The 21,316-nt window shown below is 29.9% G+C and carries 15 protein-coding genes; 12 read left to right on the plus strand and 3 right to left on the minus strand.

What is annotated here, in order from left to right; genetic code table 11:
* Window positions 1-288: 288 nt before the first annotated feature.
* The 6 genes from B3W71_RS06450 to B3W71_RS06475 all read left to right on the plus strand — a co-directional run bounded on the left by B3W71_RS06450 (window position 289) and on the right by B3W71_RS06475 (window position 9,502).
* Entirely contained in the window at window positions 289-1,950 is a 1,662-nt protein-coding gene (locus B3W71_RS06450) for a glutamine--tRNA ligase/YqeY domain fusion protein (protein ID WP_346888120.1), read from the plus strand.
* Window positions 1,951-2,049: 99 nt separating this feature from the next.
* On the plus strand, window positions 2,050-4,092 hold the full coding sequence (locus tag B3W71_RS06455) for a family 10 glycosylhydrolase (RefSeq protein ID WP_346888121.1): 2,043 nt from the start codon (window positions 2,050-2,052) through the stop codon (window positions 4,090-4,092).
* 209 nt (window positions 4,093-4,301) lie between these two features.
* A complete protein-coding gene (locus tag B3W71_RS06460) occupies window positions 4,302-5,450 on the plus strand; it encodes a DUF3798 domain-containing protein (protein ID WP_346888122.1) in 1,149 nt (382 codons plus the stop codon).
* 149 nt (window positions 5,451-5,599) lie between these two features.
* Window positions 5,600-7,201 (plus strand): sugar ABC transporter ATP-binding protein, encoded by a 1,602-nt coding sequence (locus tag B3W71_RS06465; RefSeq protein ID WP_346888123.1) that lies wholly within the window; start codon window positions 5,600-5,602, stop codon window positions 7,199-7,201.
* Window positions 7,202-7,203: 2 nt separating this feature from the next.
* Window positions 7,204-8,253 (plus strand): ABC transporter permease subunit, encoded by a 1,050-nt coding sequence (locus tag B3W71_RS06470; protein ID WP_346888124.1) that lies wholly within the window; start codon window positions 7,204-7,206, stop codon window positions 8,251-8,253.
* Window positions 8,246-9,502, plus strand: coding sequence for an ABC transporter permease subunit (locus tag B3W71_RS06475; RefSeq protein ID WP_346888125.1), 1,257 nt, complete (start codon window positions 8,246-8,248; stop codon window positions 9,500-9,502). Before B3W71_RS06470 ends, B3W71_RS06475 begins: the two co-directional genes overlap by 8 nt.
* Before the next feature lie 192 nt (window positions 9,503-9,694).
* On the opposite strand, the gene B3W71_RS06480 is transcribed toward B3W71_RS06475, so the two are convergent.
* Complete coding sequence (locus tag B3W71_RS06480; RefSeq protein WP_346888126.1) at window positions 9,695-11,707, minus strand: HAMP domain-containing sensor histidine kinase; 2,013 nt, start codon at window positions 11,705-11,707, stop codon at window positions 9,695-9,697.
* A gap of 249 nt (window positions 11,708-11,956) precedes the next feature.
* Between B3W71_RS06480 and B3W71_RS06485 the strand changes: the two genes are divergently transcribed.
* Window positions 11,957-13,057 (plus strand): pentapeptide repeat-containing protein, encoded by a 1,101-nt coding sequence (locus B3W71_RS06485; protein WP_346888127.1) that lies wholly within the window; start codon window positions 11,957-11,959, stop codon window positions 13,055-13,057.
* Window positions 13,058-13,378: 321 nt separating this feature from the next.
* Here the strand turns inward: B3W71_RS06485 and B3W71_RS06490 are convergent, their stop codons facing one another.
* Window positions 13,379-14,947: a MutS-related protein gene (locus B3W71_RS06490; protein WP_414631994.1), complete on the minus strand. Its 1,569-nt coding sequence runs from the start codon at window positions 14,945-14,947 to the stop codon at window positions 13,379-13,381.
* 213 nt (window positions 14,948-15,160) lie between these two features.
* Between B3W71_RS06490 and B3W71_RS06495 the strand changes: the two genes are divergently transcribed.
* The 5 genes from B3W71_RS06495 to lexA all read left to right on the plus strand — a co-directional run bounded on the left by B3W71_RS06495 (window position 15,161) and on the right by lexA (window position 20,464).
* Entirely contained in the window at window positions 15,161-15,559 is a 399-nt protein-coding gene (locus tag B3W71_RS06495; protein WP_346888129.1) for a hypothetical protein, read from the plus strand.
* Between the two features lie 128 nt (window positions 15,560-15,687).
* Entirely contained in the window at window positions 15,688-16,899 is a 1,212-nt protein-coding gene (locus B3W71_RS06500; protein ID WP_346888209.1) for an efflux RND transporter periplasmic adaptor subunit, read from the plus strand.
* Between the two features lie 2 nt (window positions 16,900-16,901).
* A complete protein-coding gene (locus B3W71_RS06505; RefSeq protein WP_346888130.1) occupies window positions 16,902-17,573 on the plus strand; it encodes an ABC transporter ATP-binding protein in 672 nt (223 codons plus the stop codon).
* Entirely contained in the window at window positions 17,574-18,776 is a 1,203-nt protein-coding gene (locus tag B3W71_RS06510) for an ABC transporter permease (RefSeq protein ID WP_346888131.1), read from the plus strand.
* A gap of 185 nt (window positions 18,777-18,961) precedes the next feature.
* Entirely contained in the window at window positions 18,962-20,464 is a 1,503-nt protein-coding gene (gene lexA / locus B3W71_RS06515) for a transcriptional repressor LexA (RefSeq protein WP_346888132.1), read from the plus strand.
* A gap of 187 nt (window positions 20,465-20,651) precedes the next feature.
* On the opposite strand, the gene B3W71_RS06520 is transcribed toward lexA, so the two are convergent.
* Window positions 20,652-21,020: a hypothetical protein gene (locus tag B3W71_RS06520; protein ID WP_346888133.1), complete on the minus strand. Its 369-nt coding sequence runs from the start codon at window positions 21,018-21,020 to the stop codon at window positions 20,652-20,654.
* Window positions 21,021-21,316 lie beyond the last annotated feature (296 nt).

Raw genomic sequence — 21,316 nt, forward strand, 5'->3', positions numbered from 1 at the left:
ATGCTTGCTATTTTTTCTTAGGCACGTGAAAATAAATAATAGACCAAAGATTCGAAGTATATTTGTCACGAGACAAGGAGTTAAAATCCTGTCATAGTGGCACTATGACAGGATTTTAACGACGCAGTATTCGTGGCAAATAGGCGAGAAAACTGATCTATTATTTATTTGATAGTGCCTTATTTATAATATGAATTATGTTTCGATAATGAAAGTATATAAATATCGTGATATTACCAAGTTATTTGATAATAATCAAAATAAAAACAGCAAAAGGAAGTGATTATTATGGGAGAAAATGTAGCAAATACATCTTCAAATTTTATTAAAAGAATAGTGGTGGATGATTTACAAAGCGGAAAGCATGATAATATAATTACTCGTTTTCCACCAGAACCAAATGGATATTTACATATAGGACATGCAAAATCTATAGTTCTAAATTTTGAGTTAGCAGATGAATTCAATGGAAAAACTAACTTAAGATTTGATGATACAAATCCAACTAAAGAGGATACTGAATACGTTGAATCTATAAAAGAAGATATAGAATGGCTTGGATTTAACTGGGACGATTTATACTTTGCATCAAATTATTTTGAAGAAATGTATAATAGAGCAGTACTTTTAATTAAAAAAGGATTAGCATTCGTATGTGATTTAACCCCTGAAGAAATAAGAGAATATAGAGGTAGCTTAAGGGAACCAGGAAAAGAAAGTCCTTATAGAAATAGAACAGTTGAAGAAAACCTAGATTTATTTGATCGTATGAGAAAAGGTGAATTTAAAGATGGTGAAAAAGTTTTAAGGGCTAAAATTGATATGGGTTCTCCTAATATAAATATGAGAGACCCTATAATTTATCGTATATCTCATACAGAGCATCACAATACAGGAGATAAATGGTGTGTATATCCAATGTATGATTTCGCACATCCACTAGAGGATGCTATTGAAGGAATAACTCATTCAATCTGTACTTTAGAATTTGAGGATCATAGACCTCTTTATGATTGGGTAATTGAAGCTTGTGAAATGGAAAGCACTCCAAGACAAATAGAATTTGCAAGACTTAATATTACTAATACAGTAATGAGCAAAAGAAAACTTAAGGCTTTAGTAGATGAAGGTATTGCTGATGGATGGGATGATCCAAGAATGCCAACTATAGCTGGATTAAGAAGACGTGGCTATACTCCGGAGGCTATAAGAAACTTTTGTAGAGAAATAGGAGTAGCTAAAAGTGATAGTACTGTAGATGAACAGTTATTAGAACATTTTATTAGAGAAGATTTAAGTGTTAAAGCACCAAGAACTATGGGAGTTATAAGACCTTTAAAAGTAGTCATAACAAATTATCCGGAAGATGAAGTTGAAATGCTAGAAATTGAAAATAATCCAGATGACCCGTCTATGGGAAAGAGAACGGTGCAATTTTCTAGAGAAATATACATTGAAGATGAGGACTTTATGGAAGAGCCTCCTAAAAAGTACTTTAGATTATTTCCAGGAAATGAAGTTAGACTTAAGGGAGCATACTTTATAAAATGTAATGATTTTATAAAAGATGAAAGTGGAAAAGTTGTTGAAGTCCACTGTACTTATGACAAGGAAACTAAGAGTGGAACAGGATTTACTGGAAGAAAGGTAAAGGGAACAATACACTGGGTAGATGCTAAATCTGCTATACCAGCAGAGTTTAGATTATATGAGCCTTTAATAAAAGATGAAGAAATTGATGAAAGTAAAACCTTCTTAGAATGTATTAATCCAAATTCACTAGAAGTATTACAAGGATATGTTGAAGAAAATATGAAGAGTGTAAAATCAGGTGAAAGCTTCCAATTCTTTAGACATGGATACTTTAATGTAGATTCTAAATATTCTACAGAGGATAAACTAGTATTTAATAGAATAGTATCATTAAAGAGTTCCTTTAAGATTAAATAAAAAATTTAGCCTCTTAGCCGAAAAGTTAAGAGGTGGATTTTTATTAATATAAGATATGGACAAGCTCCAACGAAACTATATAAGAATAGAGGAGGCAATATGAAGAAACTATCAATAATTCTATTAGGTATGTTTTTAACGCTTGGAATTCTTAGTGCTACTACATTTGCAGAGGCTAAAGAGATGCGAGGTGCTTGGATAAGTACTGTATACAATTTAGATTGGCCTACAACTAGAAATAATGTAGAAAATCAAAAACAAGAGTATATAGCACTATTAGATAAATTACAAGCTGTTGGATTAAACACTGTTATAGTTCAAGTTAGACCTAAAGGTGACGCTTTATATAATTCTAGTCTTAATCCATGGTCAGATGTACTTACTGGAACACAAGGGAAAAATCCAGGATATGATCCATTATCTTTTATGATTGAAGAGACTCATAGAAGAGGCATGGAATTTCATGCTTGGTTCAATCCATACAGAATTACTACTTCAGGAACTGATGTAAGTGTGTTATCTTCAGATAATATGGCAAGAAAAAATCCAAGTTGGGTAGTAACGTATAATAATGCTTTATATTATGATCCAGGCAATCCAGAGGTAATAAATTATTTAGTAGAAACCATTGCAGAAGTAGTTAAAAATTACAATGTAGATGGAATTCACTTTGATGATTACTTCTATCCAAGTAAGTCTTTTAATGATAATACGAGCTATAGTAAATATGGCAATGGAATGAATGAGGATGATTGGAGACGTAATAATGTAAATACTTTAATTAAGAGTGTATACAATAAAATTAAAAGCATAAATTCATCAGTTGAATTTGGTGTAAGTCCAAGGGGAATATGGAAAAACTCATCCAGTGATCCTAATGGCTCAGCTACAAATGGAGGACAAAGCTACTATGATATATACTGTGACTCAGTAGCATGGATAAAAAATGGTTGGGTTGACTATATAAGCCCTCAAATATACTGGACTTTTGAAAATAGTGCTGCACCTTATGATGTTCTTGTGGATTGGTGGGCAAAACAGGTTAAAGGAACTAATGTTAAGCTTTATATAGGGCATGATGTTTCTAAGGATGAAATAATTAATCAAGTAGAGAGACAAGTAAATTATAATAGAGACAATTTAGATGTAGATGGTAGTGTATATTTTAGAGCAAAGTTTATAGCTGATAATAGTACACTGCAATCAAAGTTAAAACAGTTAAACACTATTACCCATAAACAGCTTATTGGTTCAACTAGATATGAGACTTCCGTAAAGGTAAGTGAGGAAGGTTGGAGTAATGCAGATACTATTCTTTTGGTAAATGGATATGCTAATGCAGATGGACTTGTAGCAACTCCATTAGCTTCAGCCTATGGATCACCAATACTTTTATCAGATACGGCTGCCTTACCAGATAGTACAAAGTTAGAAATAAAGCGTTTAAATCCATCTAAAGTAATTCTGATTGGTGGAAATAGTGTTCTTGATGATAAGTTGATTAGTCAGATAAAGAGTATAAAATCTAGTATTGCTGTTGAAAGATTAGGTGGGTTAACCAGATATGATACATCACTTTTAGTGGCTAAAAGATTGGATACCATAGTTGATGTAAGTAAATCATATATATGTTATGGATTAGGAGAAGCGGATGCTTTATCTATAGCTGCCAAAGCAGGAGAAGAAAAGACACCTATAATTTTATCTGAGAAGAATATGGTATCTAAGGATATTCTAGATTGGTTAAGAAGCGAAAGTCTTGAGACTGCGTATTTTATAGGGGGGACAAGTGTTATATATGACTCTGTTATATCACAGATAAATTCTGTAACAGCTTCAGATGTTAGCGCCAATAGAGTTGCAGGAATTAATAGATATGACACTAATGCAGCTGTAATTGATAAGTTTTACTCTAGTGTAGTATATCCCGGAATTATTGTAACTAAAGGGTTAGTGTTAGCAGATGCATTAACATCAGGACCACTAGCTGCTAGAATAAAGGCACCTATAGTACTTATGGACTCACAACTAAATGATAATCAAAAACAAGTACTAAGTACGAAACAAGCTTCAAGAATATATGAAGTTGGAGGAGGAGCAAATCCTTCGGCAATACAAGAACTCATAAATAGAGTAAAATAATTCAGGATATTATATATAAATAAAGAGGATTCAGTTAATGTAATCATAATTACATTAACTGGGTCCTCTTTATCTATGTTAGCTTAAAATATGTGATATTTACTTAAGTTTATATAATATGAAATTATCTCTAAAATATGATTAACAAATTGTAATAAATAAGTTAATTAAGTAATATATTTTAATAATAAATTTAAGGGGTGAATTGTATGAAAAAGAAGTTGTTAGCATCTATCCTAGCTGGAGCTATGCTGCTAGGTATAGTAGGTTGTACACCGAAAGATCCGACATCTGGTGGAGGTGTTGAAGGCAAACCTTACAAAATTGGAATAATTACAGGTACAGTTTCACAAGGAGAAGAAGAATATAGAGCAGCAGAAAATATGAAAGCTAAGTATGGAGATATGATAGTATTACAAACATATCCAGATAGTTTTATGAAGGAACAAGAAACAACAATAGCAAACACCCTTAGTTTAGCAGCAGACCCGGATGTGAAAGCAATAATATTTGTACAGGCGGTCCCAGGAGCATCAGCAGCTATTGATAAGGTAAGAGAGAAGAATCCTGATATGTTATTTATAGCAGGAGTTCCAGGAGAAGACCCTGCTATGATAGGAGGAAAAGCTGATGTGATTTTACAAGCGGATGAGATTGGAATGGGAAGAAGTATAGTAGAGCAAGCTAAGAAGCAAGGAGCTAAAACATTAGTACACTATTCATTCCCAAGACACATGTCCTATGAAATGTTAGCAAAGAGAAGAGATTTACTAAAAGAAACTTGTAAAGAAGTAGGGCTAGAGTTTGTTGATGCTACTGCTCCGGATCCAACAGGAGATGCAGGAGTTCCAGGAGCACAACAATTTATATTAGAAGATGTACCTAGGAAGGTTGAAGAATACGGAAAAGAAACAGCATTCTTCGCAACCAATTGTTCAATGCAAGAGCCACTTATAAAATCAACTTTAGCTGAAGGTGCTATCATGCCTCAACAATGTTGTCCATCACCTTATCATGCATATCCAGGTGCTTTAGGAATAGAAATTCCAGAGGATAAGAAAGGAAATGTTGACTATATAGTTGAGAAAATTGGGGCGAAGCTTAAAGAAAAAGGAGGAGAAGGTAGATTCTCTACTTGGCCAGTACCTGTAAACATGTTATTTGTGGAATCTGGAACAGAATATGCTATGGCTTACCTAGATGGAAAAACTAATGGAAAGAATGATAAAGATAAGCTTGCAGAAATATTAAATAATAAAATTGATGGTAAAATTACTATTACTCAATATAAAGATGGAGGAACAGAAAAAACTTATGATAATTATTACCTAATCTTATCTGATTATATAGACTTCTAGAAAAACATTAATCTTCAAGGGGATATCTCCTTGAAGATTTTTAAAAAATCGCTAATTAGGAAGTTAAAATCATATCTACTAATCTAAATAAATCAAGATATTTTTGTAGTGTATATGATAAATTTGCCATTAAGATGGGGGGATATAGTTTGAGTAAAGAATATGTGCTTCGTATGGAAAATATAAAGAAGGAGTATTTCGGAAATTTAGTCTTAAAAGGAATAAATTTAAAAATAAAGCCTGGTGAAATTCATGCTCTCCTTGGAGAAAATGGAGCGGGAAAATCTACTTTAATGAATATACTATTTGGTATGCCTGTAATACATGGTACAGGTGGATTTGAAGGTGAAGTTTTTCTAAATGAAGAAAGAGTGGATATAAAGTCGCCAAAGGATGCTATGGAATTAGGGATAGGTATGGTACATCAAGAATTTATGCTTATACCAGGGTTTACTGTATCTGAAAATATAAAGATAAATAGAGAAATTACAAAGCCTACTTTAATAAGTAAAGTATTTGGAAAAAGCTTAAAAAACTTAGATTTTAAGACTATGAATGAAGATGCAAGAAAAGCCCTTGATACCATAGGAATTGGTATTGATGAATTAACTTATGTGTCTTCTCTACCAGTAGGATATATGCAATTTGTAGAGATAGCTAGAGAAATAGATAAAAGCAATATGCAGGTTCTAGTATTTGATGAACCTACAGCAGTACTTACAGAAAGCGAAGCAGAAACTTTAATGGATACCATGAAGGTGTTGTCTAATAAAGGTATAGGTATAGTCTTTATAACTCATAGATTAGATGAAGTTATGGCAGTAGCAGATAATATAACTGTTTTAAGAGACGGAGAATATATAAAAACCTTAAAAAAATCCGAGACTAATGTAATAGAACTGGCAGAGCTTATGGTAGGTCGTAAGTTAGAAATTCTACAAAAAACAGAAGAGGATGAGATAGGAAATCATGAGGAAAAATTTCTAGAAATTAAAAATTTGAATGTGGATATGCCTGGAGAGAGGGTTAAAGGAATTAATTTAGATGTATTAAAAGGAGAAATATTAGGACTTGGAGGTCTTGCAGGACAAGGAAAAATAGGTATAGCTAATGGAGTAATGGGATTGTATCCTAGTGGTGGAGAAGTTATCTTTCAAGGAAATGCACTAAAGCTTAATAATCCTAAAGAGGCCTTAGAAAGTGGTCTTGCTTTCGTATCAGAAGATAGAAGAGGTGTAGGGTTATTATTAGATAGCTCTATAGAACTTAATATTGCAGTAACAGCTATGGAGGTTAAGAATAAATTTTTAAAACCTTTTGGTTTTATTAAGTTTGAAGACTCTAAAGAGATTAGAGCTTATGCAGAGAAAATGATTAAAGCTTTAGATATAAGATGTACAGGTCCAACACAAACAACTAAAAGTTTAAGTGGAGGGAATCAACAAAAAGTATGTATAGCTAGAGCATTAGCTTTAAGTCCTAGTATTTTATTTGTCTCAGAGCCTACTAGAGGAATAGATATAGGAGCGAAAAAATTAGTTTTAGATACTCTCGTAAATCTGAATAGGAAAACAGGTATGACTATAGTTATAACTTCTAGTGAGCTAGCAGAGTTAAGAAGTATATGTCATAGAATTGCGATAATTACTGAAGGAAAAGTAGCAGGAATATTAAAACCGCAGGATAAGGATGCAAATTTTGGACTGTTAATGTCGGGCTTAGAAATACCAAGAGAGCAAGGAGTTGATTAGATATGAAGGAAAAAATTAAAACCTTTATAGGAAAAGTTGGGTTACCAAGAATTATCATAGCAGCATTTTTCATATTATTATGTGTTCTCGCAATACCATTAAATCTATCAGTTCCTATGTTGGTCTCTGATATATTAGTTAGATTTGGTATGAATGGAATTCTAGTTTTAGCCATGGTGCCAGCTATTTTATGTGGCATAGGCTTAAATTTTGGATTACCGATAGGTATCCTTGCAGGTATATTAGGTGGACTTATAAGTATAGAACTAAACCTTAGTGGTGGTTTAGGATTTTTTGTAGGAACATTAATTGGAATACCAATAGCGATACTATTTGGATATTTATATGGACAACTTCTTAATAAAGTTAAGGGTTCTGAAATGATGATAGCAACTTATGCAGGATTTTCAGCTATATCTTTAATGTGTATTGGATGGTTACTACTACCTTTCAATAGCCCAGAAATAAAGTGGCCAATAGGACAAGGATTAAGAACAACCATAACTTTGGAAGGAAGATTTGCTAAGATTTTAGATGATTTCTGGGCATTTAATATAGGGGGAGTAAGGATACCTACAGGACTGTTATTATTATTTTTTATAGGATGTATAATAGTATGGCTATTTTCTAAGAGTAAAACTGGAATCATGATGGCAGCAGAAGGAAGCAATCCTAAATTTGCTAAAGCATCTTCAATTCCAGTAGATAGAATGAGAATTATAGGAACTATTCTTTCAACAGTTTTAGGCTCTATAGGAATAATGGTTTATTCTCAAAGCTATGGTTTTATACAGTTATATCAGGCTCCTATGATGATGGGATTTGCAGCAGTAGCGGCAATTCTTATAGGGGGGGCTTCTACAACTAAAGCTAAGATATCTCATGTAATAATAGGCACTTTTCTGTTTCAAGGATTACTAACAGTAGGGCTTCCAGTAATAAATCAGATGATAAAAGAAAGTAATTTATCAGAGGTTATAAGGATAATAGTTAGCAATGGTATTATAATCTATGCACTAACTAAAGCTAAAGGAGGTGCAGCACATGAATAAAGACAATTTTATGGGAAAGGCAAAAGAGTATATTTTCAATAACATGGTAACTATACTTTTTGTGATTTTATGTTTAGTAGGGCTTAGTTTATCAGGTCAACCTATTTCTTTAGTTTTAAACGAATTAGTAATTAGAATTGCAAGAAATTCTTTCCTAGTACTTGCTCTAATAATACCTGTAATTGCTGGAATGGGACTTAACTTTGGTATTGTAATTGGAGCTATGGCTGCCCAAATTATAATAATTGCAGTTACACATTGGGGTATAGTAGGGGTTCCTGGATTTTTACTTTGTGTGGTATTAACAACTCCTCTAGCTATAATCTTTGGATATTTCACAGGAAAACTACTTAATAAAACAAAGGGACAAGAAATGATAACTAGTATGATTCTTGGATATTTTGCCAATGGATTATATCAATTACTATTCCTTTTCTTGATTGGAACTTTAATACCTATGAATAATCCAGTGCTCATGATAAGTGGTGGTGTAGGAATTAAGAATACGGTAGATTTAACAGGGGGAATTAAATATGCCTTAGATAATATATTTAATAAATCTTTGTATTATGTGGTATATAATATGGCACTTATAGCATTACTCATATGTGTAGCTTTAATAATATACTCAGTAATTAAGAAAAAGAAAAATCTGAAAGGCTTAATTATTAAAGCCATAATTTCTTTAGTAGTATTTGTTGGCTGTCAAATAAATAGTGTAGCAATACTTTTAAACTATGTAGGGGTTCCAATAGTAACAATGCTTGTAATAGCAGCGTTATGTATATTTAATATACTTATCTTTAAAACTAAGCTTGGTCAAGATTTTAGAACCGTTGGACAAAATCCAGTAGTAGCTAATGCATCAGGTATAAATGTTGATAAAACTAGAATAAAGGCCATAGTTATATCAACGGTATTAGCAGCTTGGGGACAGCTTATATTCCTACAAAATATAGGAACATTAAATACCTATGGAAGTCATGAGCAAGTTGGAATGTTTGCAATAGCTGCTATTCTTATAGGGGGAGCTACAGTATCTAAAGCTACTAATAAGCAAGCTATTTTAGGGGTAATATTATTTCATACTTTATTTATTGTTTCTCCAACAGCAGGAAAAAATTTATTCAATAATGCACAAATCGGTGAATACTTTAGAGTATTCGTTGCTTATGGAGTAATCTGTGTATCCTTAGTACTATATGCGTGGAAGGATCATGTTAAAACAAAAGAAGAAGTAAGGTTATAATAATTAAAAATATAAGGCTATAGAGCACATTGAGGTATACTATGTACGCTATAGCCTGTTTTAGTATAAGAATAAATTAGGAATCTTCAAAAAATAAATAAGTCAGAATGCTCGTATATTTTGTGTTATACTGCGTCAGCAGAACCCTTAGATAGNNATTTATTTTCAGATGCCTTATAGAATTCTACATATTTAATTAGAATCTATATCTGAGAACTCTACCATTAGTTTTTCGCTATTATCACTTATACTTTGAGAGATATGATTCTCCACATCTTTAGTAGCTTTATCAAATTCTTTTATAGGAAGAGTAAATATAAATTCACAACCTTTGCTTGGTTCGCTTTCAAGAATAATTGATCCATCTAAAAGCTCTACTAAAGATTTTACTAAAGATAGACCTATACCACTACCTTCTTTGTTTTTAGTTTTCTCATTTTTTACTTGAGTGAATCTTTCAAATATACTCCTTTGCTTATCTTTTGGGATACCAATTCCAGTATCTTTTACTGAAACGGATATAGAATTTTCTGAGCAATTTAAAGTTACATATATATATCCTCCCTTGGCAGTAAATTTAATAGCATTGGAAAGGAGATTTAATATAATTCTATCTAGTTTCTCGGAATCAAGAGGCATATAAAGTTCTTCCTCGTTAGTATCGAATATTATAGATATACCCCTATTAGAGGCATATTCTACAACAGACATAGTTATGTCCTCTACTACTTCTATTATATTTTTTACTTCAAACTCCACATGATAGAAGCCAGAATCAATTTTAGTAATATCTATCAGGTTATTTATAAGCTTAAGTAGTCGAAAACCATTTTGACGTATATAAATTAATTTAGCTTCATCTTCCTTATTGGTAAATTTGAGCTTTCCATTATCTTTATACATGTCTAAAAGTTGTAAGCCAGAAAGTATAACATTAAGTAGAGTACGTATCTCATGAGAAAAATTAGCTAAAAACTCAGTTTTAATTTTGTCACTTATAAGAAGTTCATCATATCTTTTCTTTGCAGCAATCATATTTTTAGCGTTGTTTGTTTTTTGAATTGTTTGGATGGCTAGCATTATCATGCAGATTAAGAGAACAAGAAGTAAAAGAATCAATATACCTACAGAAACACTTTTGTTTATCCAACTATCATTCATAAATACAACATTCTCAGGAAGTGAAGATTTAGATACATTATGAGCATTCATTTCAGCCACATCAAATATAATGGTGCTTCCAGGATCGTATATGCTAGGTATTTCCTTTGGAGTAGTACCACCTAATACACGGAGGGAAGTCTCATATATGATTTTACTATGATTCTTTGCAGATAATATATGTCCCCCAACAGCTCCATTACCAATATAGGTTTCATCAAATGTATATAATGGACCATTTGAATAGTTATTTATAATATTTATAGTATTCTTAGGGGAAATTATAATATTAGAATTATCTTTAAAATTACCAACAATTATTGATGGTATATTACTAGTACGTTGGGAAATTTTATGGCATAAATCATCAATAAAATCGCTTTTAATAAAATTGAACTTTAAAACGTTATTATAATAAGGAATAGTTTCTCTAACTTGATTTTCTATATATTTAGATGCCGTTGTAGTATCTAATAAAATATTAATTTCTGAAATTTGTGGATCTATTTGCAAAATTAAGTCAACAAGAGTCCGGACATTAACTGGCTTCATTATCCCTGTAAAATTGTTAAAGGGATAAGAAGATAATTTAGTGACATCATTAATACCACCATATACTACAGGAATACCTGTAAATATACTATTATTATAATAGTTGCCTATAAAGGCTAAAGCTTCATCATCTAAAGGAATAATTAAATCAAATTTAGTATTTGCATATTTTAATGACCATAAATCCGCTTGCTTATCTAGATAGGATTTATCATTATTTGGCATGGATAAAGATTCTGTTCTTACATGAATTTTTAAATCGCTTGATGTTAGTAAGGTCTTAAGATTATCTAGAAGGTAAGACTCCCAAAGTTCAGATTCACTTTGCGAAGTTAAGATTAATACTTCCTTATATTTAACAAGAGGTTGTTCACTGCTACTTGAAGGCATAGCAAAAATTGTGATAGAGCTAAGTGACATAAATAAAGTCAAAGCTAACCCTACTAGTATATATCTATTTCTTTTTGAGAAACATATATGTTTATCATTCATACAATCACCTAACATATCTATATTTAAATTTTAAATTGCATTTAATTTACTTAGAATAAGGTTTTTACCTAAGCATTTCAAGAAAGTATGTATATCGACACAATGATTATATCATGAAAGTTAAAGAGATAATAGAAAATTTTTAAGATTTAGTACATTGGATATTGATATATTTAGGAATGAACTGGAAGAATATATTATATATACTTCCATAAAATAATATCATTAAAAATATCGATGGGAGTATATATGAATAGTAATTATATGGGTAAGTGCAATAAGTGTATGGATTATGCTGAAATAATAAAATTTCATTATAAAGATTTAAGTTTCAATAAGAGTATACAGCAAGATAACACTAATATTAAATTAGAAGATGTAAGATATAACAATTGTGAGTTTAGAAATATAGATTTTAAAAGTAATGGTTTCTCAAATGTAATATTTATTAATTGTAAATTTATTAACTGCAGGTTTATTGGTGGAAAGATAAACTTAAGAAACTTTTTAGAATTTAATAAATGCATTTTAGAAAATATACTCATTAATAATTGTGATTTTTCATCCTTATATATAAGAGAATGTTCGCTATGCAAAGTAGATTTTAAGAATAGCTTTATGAAAGGATGTAACTTTATAAAAAATAGTTATGATGAAGTTAGATTTATAGATGATTGTAATTTAATGGACTGTATTATAAAGGATATGGAAGGAGCTATGGATATAAAATTTATTAATGAGAAATCCTATACTAAACTTAATTATGGTTCCTATATAGGAAAATTTAATTATAAAAATATGGAGAAAAATCATAGTTGTATAAATATAAAGGAACATTGCAATTGCGTATGTAAAGCTAATTATTTAAATATTAGTTTTAGTTATATGGATTTTGGTGAACAATATTTAAGAAACAATGTCAGTGGGAGATATGGAAGATGCTTTTATCAAAGCAAGTTAGCATTTCATAGAACTCTTCGAGGAAGGAAAAAGTTTTATTCTTATGTAGCTAACATAGTTTGTGGATATGGTGAAATACCATATAGAAGTTTTATGTTATCATTAATAATAATTTTAGTATTTGCTCTTTTATATATGATTACTGGGATAAATTGTGCCAATGGGATAATTGGGTTTAGAGGATTAGAAGATAATTTTTCTATTATGATGCTTATAAAAAATATAATTTACTGTGTTCATTTTAGCTTAGTTACATTTTCTACAGTAGGATATGGAGATTTATTGCCATATAATATGACGGGGGTAATATTAACAAGTATAGAAATACTTCTAGGAATTATAATGATAGGAATTTGGACATCTACCTTAGTTAGAAAGATGACAAGATAAGAGCTATTAAAGGGTGTAATGATGAATAGTGAGTAGTGAAGGTTGACAAGGACAGGTAAAGAATAATATAATACTGTTTATCGTTCTTTAAATATAAATTTAGTAATGATAATTTACGTTAATTGGATATGCTGTTAGTATCATTACTTAATATTAATTGTTGATTCTAAGAAGAACTTTAATTACATATTAAATATATAATAAGAATATTGATTTAATAAAACTAAATAGTTAAAGTTAATACCTTTAATACCTTAGGTATTATAGTAATTATACACACACTAAATAAAAAAAGTAAGGCTCCATACCTTACTTTTTTTGTTATATAAAACCCTCTATATGTTTTGCTCTTTCAAAGGATTTATCTATGATTTCATCTGGGTATCCAATATATTTTAAAAGCTTTATAGCATTTTTAGTTTTGGTAACTCCTTGTTTCAGCTTATAGTCAAAGGAAAGCCCTTCTTTATTATTTACATCTTCACTGAAGTGGAAGAAATCGTAATTATCTTTGAGAATATCAGCAAGCTCTCTATCATGAGTAGCAACAATAGATATTACTTTTTTAGAGTTAATATATTTTAAAATTTCAGCAGAGGATGCAATTCTTTCTACGGGATTTGTACCTCTGAAAATTTCATCTATAGCACAGAAAATAGGGAGAGGTTTTTCTGTAGCCTTTATAATTCTAAGGATAGATTCAGCTTCAGCCATATAATAGCTTTTCCCTGCATTTACATCATCACTAGGACTAATTGAAGATACAACATTGAAAAAGCTAGCCTCATAATTTTTCGCCAGTACAAAGTTGAAACTTTGTGCAAAAACTATATTAACTCCAAGCATCCTTAAAAATGTTGATTTTCCAGACATATTAGTACCTGTAAGAATAATGCCATGTTTATTAATATTGATAGAGTTTGCAACAGGATTTTTAACAAGAGGATGAATTCCTCCAGAAATATTTAATTTTACCTCTTCAGAAAACTTAGGCTTAGTATATGTAGTAGTAAGTCCACTTTGATAGCTTGCTACAGAGGTTAAAGCTTCAATCTCTCCAATAGTATAATATAGATCTAAAAGACAGTCCTTTTTATCCTTAAGTTCACTACTTAGTTTATAGTAAGTAATTTCTTCTAATAAAAGTGGTGCAGAGATAAACTCAAAAAAACCTTCAAACATATCAGTAAATCCGAGAAATCTAGTTCCTCTGTCAATTATCTTTATATTATTTAAAATACTACTTATGTCGGACTGGTAATTCTTTATCTGAGAAAGATTTAGGTTCTTTAGTTTTTTAGCAGTAACAATTATTTTTCTTAGGTATAATAATCCTTTATCCTTAATATTCTTAGCCTCAGTCATATTTATAAACATATTAAGCCATAAAAGTATGGCAAAACCAAACATATACTTAGGATTTTTGGTAAGTACAGCAGTAAGTACTATTATTAAAGGTAAAATCTTTCCTAAAAAGGTATATAAATAATATTTACTTTTATTCACTTTAAGATAGGTTTCTAGCATTTCTATAAAACAATCCTTGTTATCAAAACCCATATTAAAAAAATACATTTGAATCTTGCATTTTATATCTTCATGTTCCTTAAAAAAGTTAATTATGTTACTTCTTTTATTAAGGGTTTCTTTATCAGTAATAATATTTCTTATCATAGAATACAAAGCCGATTCTCCCGCACTACTGTAGGTTCTATCAATTTTTTCATAAACTGTATTCAGATCTAAATCATTAAAACTTTGCTCATCTAGAAAATATTCAGTTTTAGGTCTTGTATCAAATAATCTTCTAATGGATTTAAAATTACGAACTCTCTCCTTATCTCTTTTTGAATCTTCCTTAATAAAATTTAACGTGTTTCTAGACAATATATCACTTCCTATATAAGTTACTATTTTAAATTATAACTTATAATAAAGTAAATTTCCAACTAAGATTAACTTTACTTTTAAGTTTAAAAGGAGTAATTTTAGGTAATATATATAAAAAAAACTAGTAATTTGATAAAATGCATATAAAAAAAACCAGTAATTTGATAAAATGTAAGTAGTATTATTTAATTACTATTAGGGGGGAATTATAAAATGGAAAAAAAGACAAGAGGATTTTGGACTACATTAGTATTGGTTCTTTATATTATTGGGGGAGTGGGTTCATTGTTTACTCCACTTTCAAATAAGTCTACAGCTCAAATGTTTCCAGAACTTGCGCTTAGCAGTGGTATGGTAGTATATACAATCATATCTGGAATAATACTTTTAGTTATCACTATAGGAATTTTCATGTGGAAAAAGATTGCTATATACGCTTTGGCAGTTTATCAACCTGTTAGTTTCTTAATAGGATTAATTGTAGCTCCGATTTTTAGTTGGATAACTGTAATTTTTGGAGCAATAGGTATTTTAATAGCATACCTAATAGTATTTAGTTTACTAAAGAAAATAAAACATAATGAAGAAGTAGAAGATTCAATGAATGTATAATAAACGGGGCGTCGCAAAATAGGCTGATCTAAATAAATATTGAATAAGNNATTTATTCAAGATAAAATCTACTATTTTGCGAAAGCCCCATTTATTGTAAAATACGACGAGGAGTGAAGAATTTGAAGATGAACTTAAATCTTTCTAAAAAGAAAAAAGGTATAATAATTGCTACTGCAATATCACTATTTATAATACTGGTAGCAGTAATTATTATTATAAAACTTAGAGTGCCTAAAGAAGAATCTGTAATTACTAGCGAAGAGAGTTATGAGATTCAAGGGGAGGAGACACTAAAATTTAATGGTATTAGTGCTATAAGTGATGAACAAAGAATTTTGGTTGATAAGTCGCAAGGGGAATTAAAAGATATTAAAGTTGAAGATGGACAAGAGGTAGCAGCAGGGGATGTACTATTTTCTTATCATAACACTGCAGTTGAAGATCAAATAGCACAATATGATAGACAAATAGCTGCTAATAATGATAAAACTTCTAGGGTCAATAGAGATAAGGGGAAAATTAGTACAAGCATTAATCAGCTACAAGCAGACTTAAATACTACGAATAATGAGCTAAATAAAGTTCAGAGTGATATATCTAACCTTAGTACATTAAAGGAAAGCGCTAATCAAGAGAAATATAATGAATTAATGAGAATTAAAGAAGGTCTTGAAGGTAAGCAGATAGGGATATCTCAACAAATAGAGGCATTAAAAGGTCAATCTAGTGGATTAGATACTGAAATAGCTACTTATGAGGAAAGTAATAAGTCAGCAGTAACTGAAAGAGATATTTTAAAGAAAAAAATGGAGAAAGATATAGTTGCAGAAATAGATGGAGTAGTAAAAGTAGATAATAAAGGTATAGATGATCCTACTAAAGTGTATATGAGGATAATATCTAAGGAACCTTTAGTTAAAGCAGAGGTTTCCGAATTTGATGTAAAAAATATAAAAGTAGATGATAGTGTAATGTTAAAGGTCATTAGTAGTGGAGAATATGTGAAAGGTACTATAACTAAAATCGATGAGCTACCTATAGAAGGACCTGAAAGAACCACAACAGGATATAACTTTTACATAAAACCGGAGGAAGATATTAGAATAGGGTTTAGCCTAGAGGTTAGATGTAATTATAAAGGAATAGAAATACCTAAAGATTATGTGTATGAAGAAGATTCGAATATACATGTACTTAAGGAAAAGGCAGGTTCCTATGAAAATATAGAGATAAAGACGGTTTTTGAAGATGATACTTATTATTTATTAGATGGAGCTATAGGAATAGGAGATAGGTTAATTAAAAATCCTTCTGAAGTATTAGAAGGGAGTAAGTAACTATGATTGAATTAAAAGACATAAATAAGTTTTATGTTACTGGAGATGAGACTCTTCATGCATTAAAGAATATTAATTTAAAAATAGATAAGGGTGAGTTCTTAGCAATAATGGGACCATCAGGTTCAGGTAAATCAACTCTTATGAAAATATTAGGTTTATTAGATAAAAAATTTGCTGGAAGCTATACATTTTTAGATAAGGAAATTAGTTCTTTTTCAGATGATGCTCTAAGTAAGTTTAGAAATGAAAAGATAGGGTTTGTATTTCAAGATTTTAATCTTATAAAAAGACTTTCTATAAAAGAGAATATTGAGATACCAATGCTTTATAGAGGCTTTAGTATTAGAGATACAAAGGATAAAGTCATAGAGTTATTAAAAAAAGTTAATCTTGAGAGCAAGATTAATAAATATCCTACTGAATTATCTGGTGGTCAACAACAAAGAGTATCTATTGCTAGAGCACTAATAAATAATCCAGATATAATAATTGCAGATGAGCCTACAGGAGCGTTAGATAGTCATACATCTAAAGAAATAATGGGGATGTTTAAGGAGCTTAATAATGAAGGAATTACTATAATTTTAATTACCCATGATATTAATGTAGCAAGACAAGCCAATCGAGTAATGTCTATCTTCGATGGTGAGCTTAAGGAAGGAGAATTTTAGATGAAACTTAGTGTTCTAATTTTTTCTGCTTTAAGAAATCTTATGAGAAATAGAAAAAGATCTTTTTTAACAATGATAGGTATAATAATAGGAATAGCAGCAGTTATTACTATAGTTGCGCTAGGAGAGGGATATAAAAATAAAACTATAAAAGATTTCACAGGTGAGAATGAAGGAAAAGTTGTATTAAATGCAACCTTCAGGCCATCAGATATCGAGCATGCTAATATGGCCAGTAATAGTTTTAATAATAATGATAAAAAAGCAGTAGAGACACTACAAGCAGTTGAATCTGTAGAATATATATATACAAGCAATGAGCAGGGTGAGTTTGTAGATTTACAGGTGAGGGGAACTACTATTAAAGGTATGGCTTCGCAGGTAGAAAAGACTGATTCTCCTAAAATAATAGGTAGAAATTTAAGTGAGAAGGATAATGGAAATTCTACAAGAACTATGGTAGTGAAAGAAAGTGTACTTAAAGATAAGTTTGAAAAAAAGGAAGATCTAATTGGAGGAATTGCAACATTAAAGGGCATTACCTTCGAAATTGTAGGTATTATAGAATCTGATGAAGAAGAGGAATTTAGCTTTAGCTTTTCACCAGATATTCAAATTCCTAAAAATACTTATAATAAGTTTTTTCCGCCTAGTGATGTAATTCAAGGGTTAAGCATAACATTAGTTAATGGAGCAGATGTAAAGGACGCTACTAAGAAGATAGAAAATACTCTTAATGATGTAGGTTCTAAAAAGTCTGAAGGTAAATATAGTGTTATGGATACCAGCGGAATAATAAAAATGATGGGGTCAGTATTAAATACATTAACTTTATTTATTGCCGGAGTTGCAGCAATATCATTATTTATTGCGGGAATAGGTGTTATGAATATGGTTTATACTTCAGTTTCTGAGAGAACTTTAGAAATTGGGATAAAGAGGTCAATAGGAGCCAGAAGAAAGGATATAAAGCGAGAGTTTTTAGTAGAAGGGATTGTTATTACTGTCACTGGTGGAGTGATAGGATATGTATTAGGTATAATAATTGCTAATATTATATCTTATTTTATGCATATGGTAATAATACCAAACTTATTTACTGCATCTATAGCTATAGGAATCTCTATAGTTATAGGCATAGTATCTAGCATAATTCCTGCTAACAAGGCTGCTAGTGCAAATACAATTGATATATTAAAATAAAAAATGGGGCTTTCACAAAATAAGCTANNGTAATATATTTTGCGAAAGTTCCTCTTTTATTATTCGATTTTTTAGGAGGAATCTTAGAGTTTATGGTATAATATAAGCTATAATGTAAGTGTAAATAAGAGGATATTATTAATGCAATATTTTAAAAGATATAAATAGAGAATGGAGGTGATTTTATGGATATAAAAAGTGGTTTAAATAAATTTAAAGATGATAAAAAACATAGATTTTTCATAGTTACTGGAAAAGAAGGTGTAGGAAAAACTAGGGCAGCATTATCAAGAGCTATATTTCTGCAGGATAATTATTGTATTAGAGAAAATGAAAATATATTATTTATATCCAATGAGAATTTAAAGGATACCTTGGAAGAAGTAAAGTATGGTATAGATAGAAACAATACTTTTTTCACATACTTAAATAACAATATTGATATATGCAATAAGAAACAATTAATAAATAAATGCTTTAAACATATAAAAGAAAACATTGGTGATAGCAATGAAAGACTTTGTGATAAAGATGTAACTAAGGCTTTTATTTTAGAGGGTATTGGAGAATTACGTCGTAAGGAAAAAAGAATAAACAAGATTATTCTAGCAAAAAATATAGAATTTTTGTTTGAAGAGATTTCATATATAAAGCACTTGAACGTAAAATCCCTTGAGGAATACCAACAGCTAAACAGAAAGAAAAGGGGTATTTCTTTAAGGAAAAACTCCAAAAGCAGAGAAGCTATTTATAAGTTGTATTTATGGTATTGTAATTACATGGAGGAAAATGGATTTATAGACTATGTTGATAGATTCAAAATTGTTCATGATAATATTGATAAGCTTGAGGATTTGAAGTATGCACATATAATAATAGACAATGTAGAGCAATTAACTATTGAAGAAGTAAAATTTATTCGTGGACTTTTAAAAGAGTTTACGTATAGCAACTTTATTTTAATAAAAGATAGTGATTCTGTTAATGAATCGAAACCTTGGTTAGAATTCTTTAAAAGAAATAAAGATGTTACTAGCTTTGATAGTAATAAATATAAGGTTATTAATTGTAGCAGGTCATCAAAGAAAAATGTAAATAAAAAAGTTGTAAAAGACACTATTGAAGAAAAAATTAATAAAGAGCTAAAAGAAGATAACATAGTTAAAAATAATGAATATATTGAAACCTATAAATATGTGGACTTTAAGCATAATATATCTCATGATTTTGCGATAGATACTAGTAGCTACAATGAAGTAATTTTAAATCCAGATACTACTAGTGAAATAATCGGAGATAAGGAAATAAATAGGGTTCCAGTATATAATGAGATCGCTGCAGGACAACCTATTTCCATAAACGATGAAATAGAGGGAGAGTTTAATATCCCTATATATTGGCTTAAAGGTGTACAGCAACCTTTTATATTAAAGGTAAAAGGGGATAGTATGATTAATGCTAATATTGAGGATGGAGATTATGTAGTTATAAATAAGCAAACCATGGCAAATCATAATGAGATAGTTGCAGTAAGTATAGATGGAGAAGCTACTCTTAAGAGATTATGGTTTAAAGGAAATAAAGCAGTATTAATGCCAGAAAATGATAAATATTATCCTATAGAGATTAAAGAAGATAATGCTTATATCATTGGAAAAGCGGTAGGATTAATTAAAGCTACTAGCTAGACATTATGCAGTTATTAAAACTATAATGAATTATTTTATAACTAAACAATTTATAATAATATAAGAAGAGAGGGCTTTTGCAAAATGAGCTAATCTAAATAAATATTGAGCATGAACTTCAATATTTTATATAAGATTAGTAATATATTTTGCGAAAGCCCCTTTTTATTTATAATCTTAATAATATTTATAGGATAAAAATCAATAAAATATTAATAAATCCACCTGTTGCTATTGAAATCCAATTTAGGAAGAGGTGGAGATTTACGTTGTTAAAAGTATTGAAAAGTTTATCCTCTGTATTTTTGAAGTACTTGTTAGTGGAATACTGGGAATCTACTTGATTTAAAATATAAAAAGACATACCTAAAGTTTTACTATTTATAGCTGAAGTAAAAGACATTACTAGCATCAGTAATCCCTCAACAAATACAATATCCTTAAAGTAGAAACTAGTTAGAGGTGTGAATATCCTTGCTATTACTAGAGCAATAATACTCCATAACATACCATATATAACTAACTTTAAAGTTGTTTTAGTTAATATATTTCTCATAAAGTTTACCTCACTTTAAAATGTATTATTAGCAAATTATAATAAGTTAATATAGTATATGATTTAAAATTGATTTAGGGAAGGGATATAAGGCACGTGAAAATAAATAATAGACCAAAGATTCGAAGTATATTTGTCACGAGACAAGGAGTTAAAATNNTATTTATTTGATAGTGCCTAAAGTGAATGTAATAAAAAATCTATATTTCTATGGAATGAAGCAAATCATAGAAAGTTTATATGCCATAGTGTATAATTATCTATGAAATTTGGTTTAAGGCATTTTCAAAAAATAA

This window comes from Clostridium sp. UBA1056 (assembly GCA_002316385.1).
Classification (GTDB): domain Bacteria; phylum Bacillota; class Clostridia; order Clostridiales; family Clostridiaceae; genus Clostridium_J.

Coding starts and splice junctions, on each gene's coding strand:
- B3W71_RS06450 (WP_346888120.1), top strand. CDS start 289: ATGGGAGAAAATGTAGCAAATACATCTTCAAATTTTATTAAAAGAATA.
- B3W71_RS06455 (WP_346888121.1), top strand. CDS start 2,050: ATGAAGAAACTATCAATAATTCTATTAGGTATGTTTTTAACGCTTGGA.
- B3W71_RS06460 (WP_346888122.1), top strand. CDS start 4,302: ATGAAAAAGAAGTTGTTAGCATCTATCCTAGCTGGAGCTATGCTGCTA.
- B3W71_RS06470 (WP_346888124.1), top strand. CDS start 7,204: ATGAAGGAAAAAATTAAAACCTTTATAGGAAAAGTTGGGTTACCAAGA.
- B3W71_RS06475 (WP_346888125.1), top strand. CDS start 8,246: ATGAATAAAGACAATTTTATGGGAAAGGCAAAAGAGTATATTTTCAAT.
- B3W71_RS06480 (WP_346888126.1), bottom strand. CDS start 11,707: ATGAATGATAAACATATATGTTTCTCAAAAAGAAATAGATATATACTA.
- B3W71_RS06485 (WP_346888127.1), top strand. CDS start 11,957: ATGAATAGTAATTATATGGGTAAGTGCAATAAGTGTATGGATTATGCT.
- B3W71_RS06495 (WP_346888129.1), top strand. CDS start 15,161: ATGGAAAAAAAGACAAGAGGATTTTGGACTACATTAGTATTGGTTCTT.
- B3W71_RS06500 (WP_346888209.1), top strand. CDS start 15,688: ATGAACTTAAATCTTTCTAAAAAGAAAAAAGGTATAATAATTGCTACT.
- B3W71_RS06505 (WP_346888130.1), top strand. CDS start 16,902: ATGATTGAATTAAAAGACATAAATAAGTTTTATGTTACTGGAGATGAG.
- B3W71_RS06510 (WP_346888131.1), top strand. CDS start 17,574: ATGAAACTTAGTGTTCTAATTTTTTCTGCTTTAAGAAATCTTATGAGA.
- lexA (WP_346888132.1), top strand. CDS start 18,962: ATGGATATAAAAAGTGGTTTAAATAAATTTAAAGATGATAAAAAACAT.
- B3W71_RS06520 (WP_346888133.1), bottom strand. CDS start 21,020: ATGAGAAATATATTAACTAAAACAACTTTAAAGTTAGTTATATATGGT.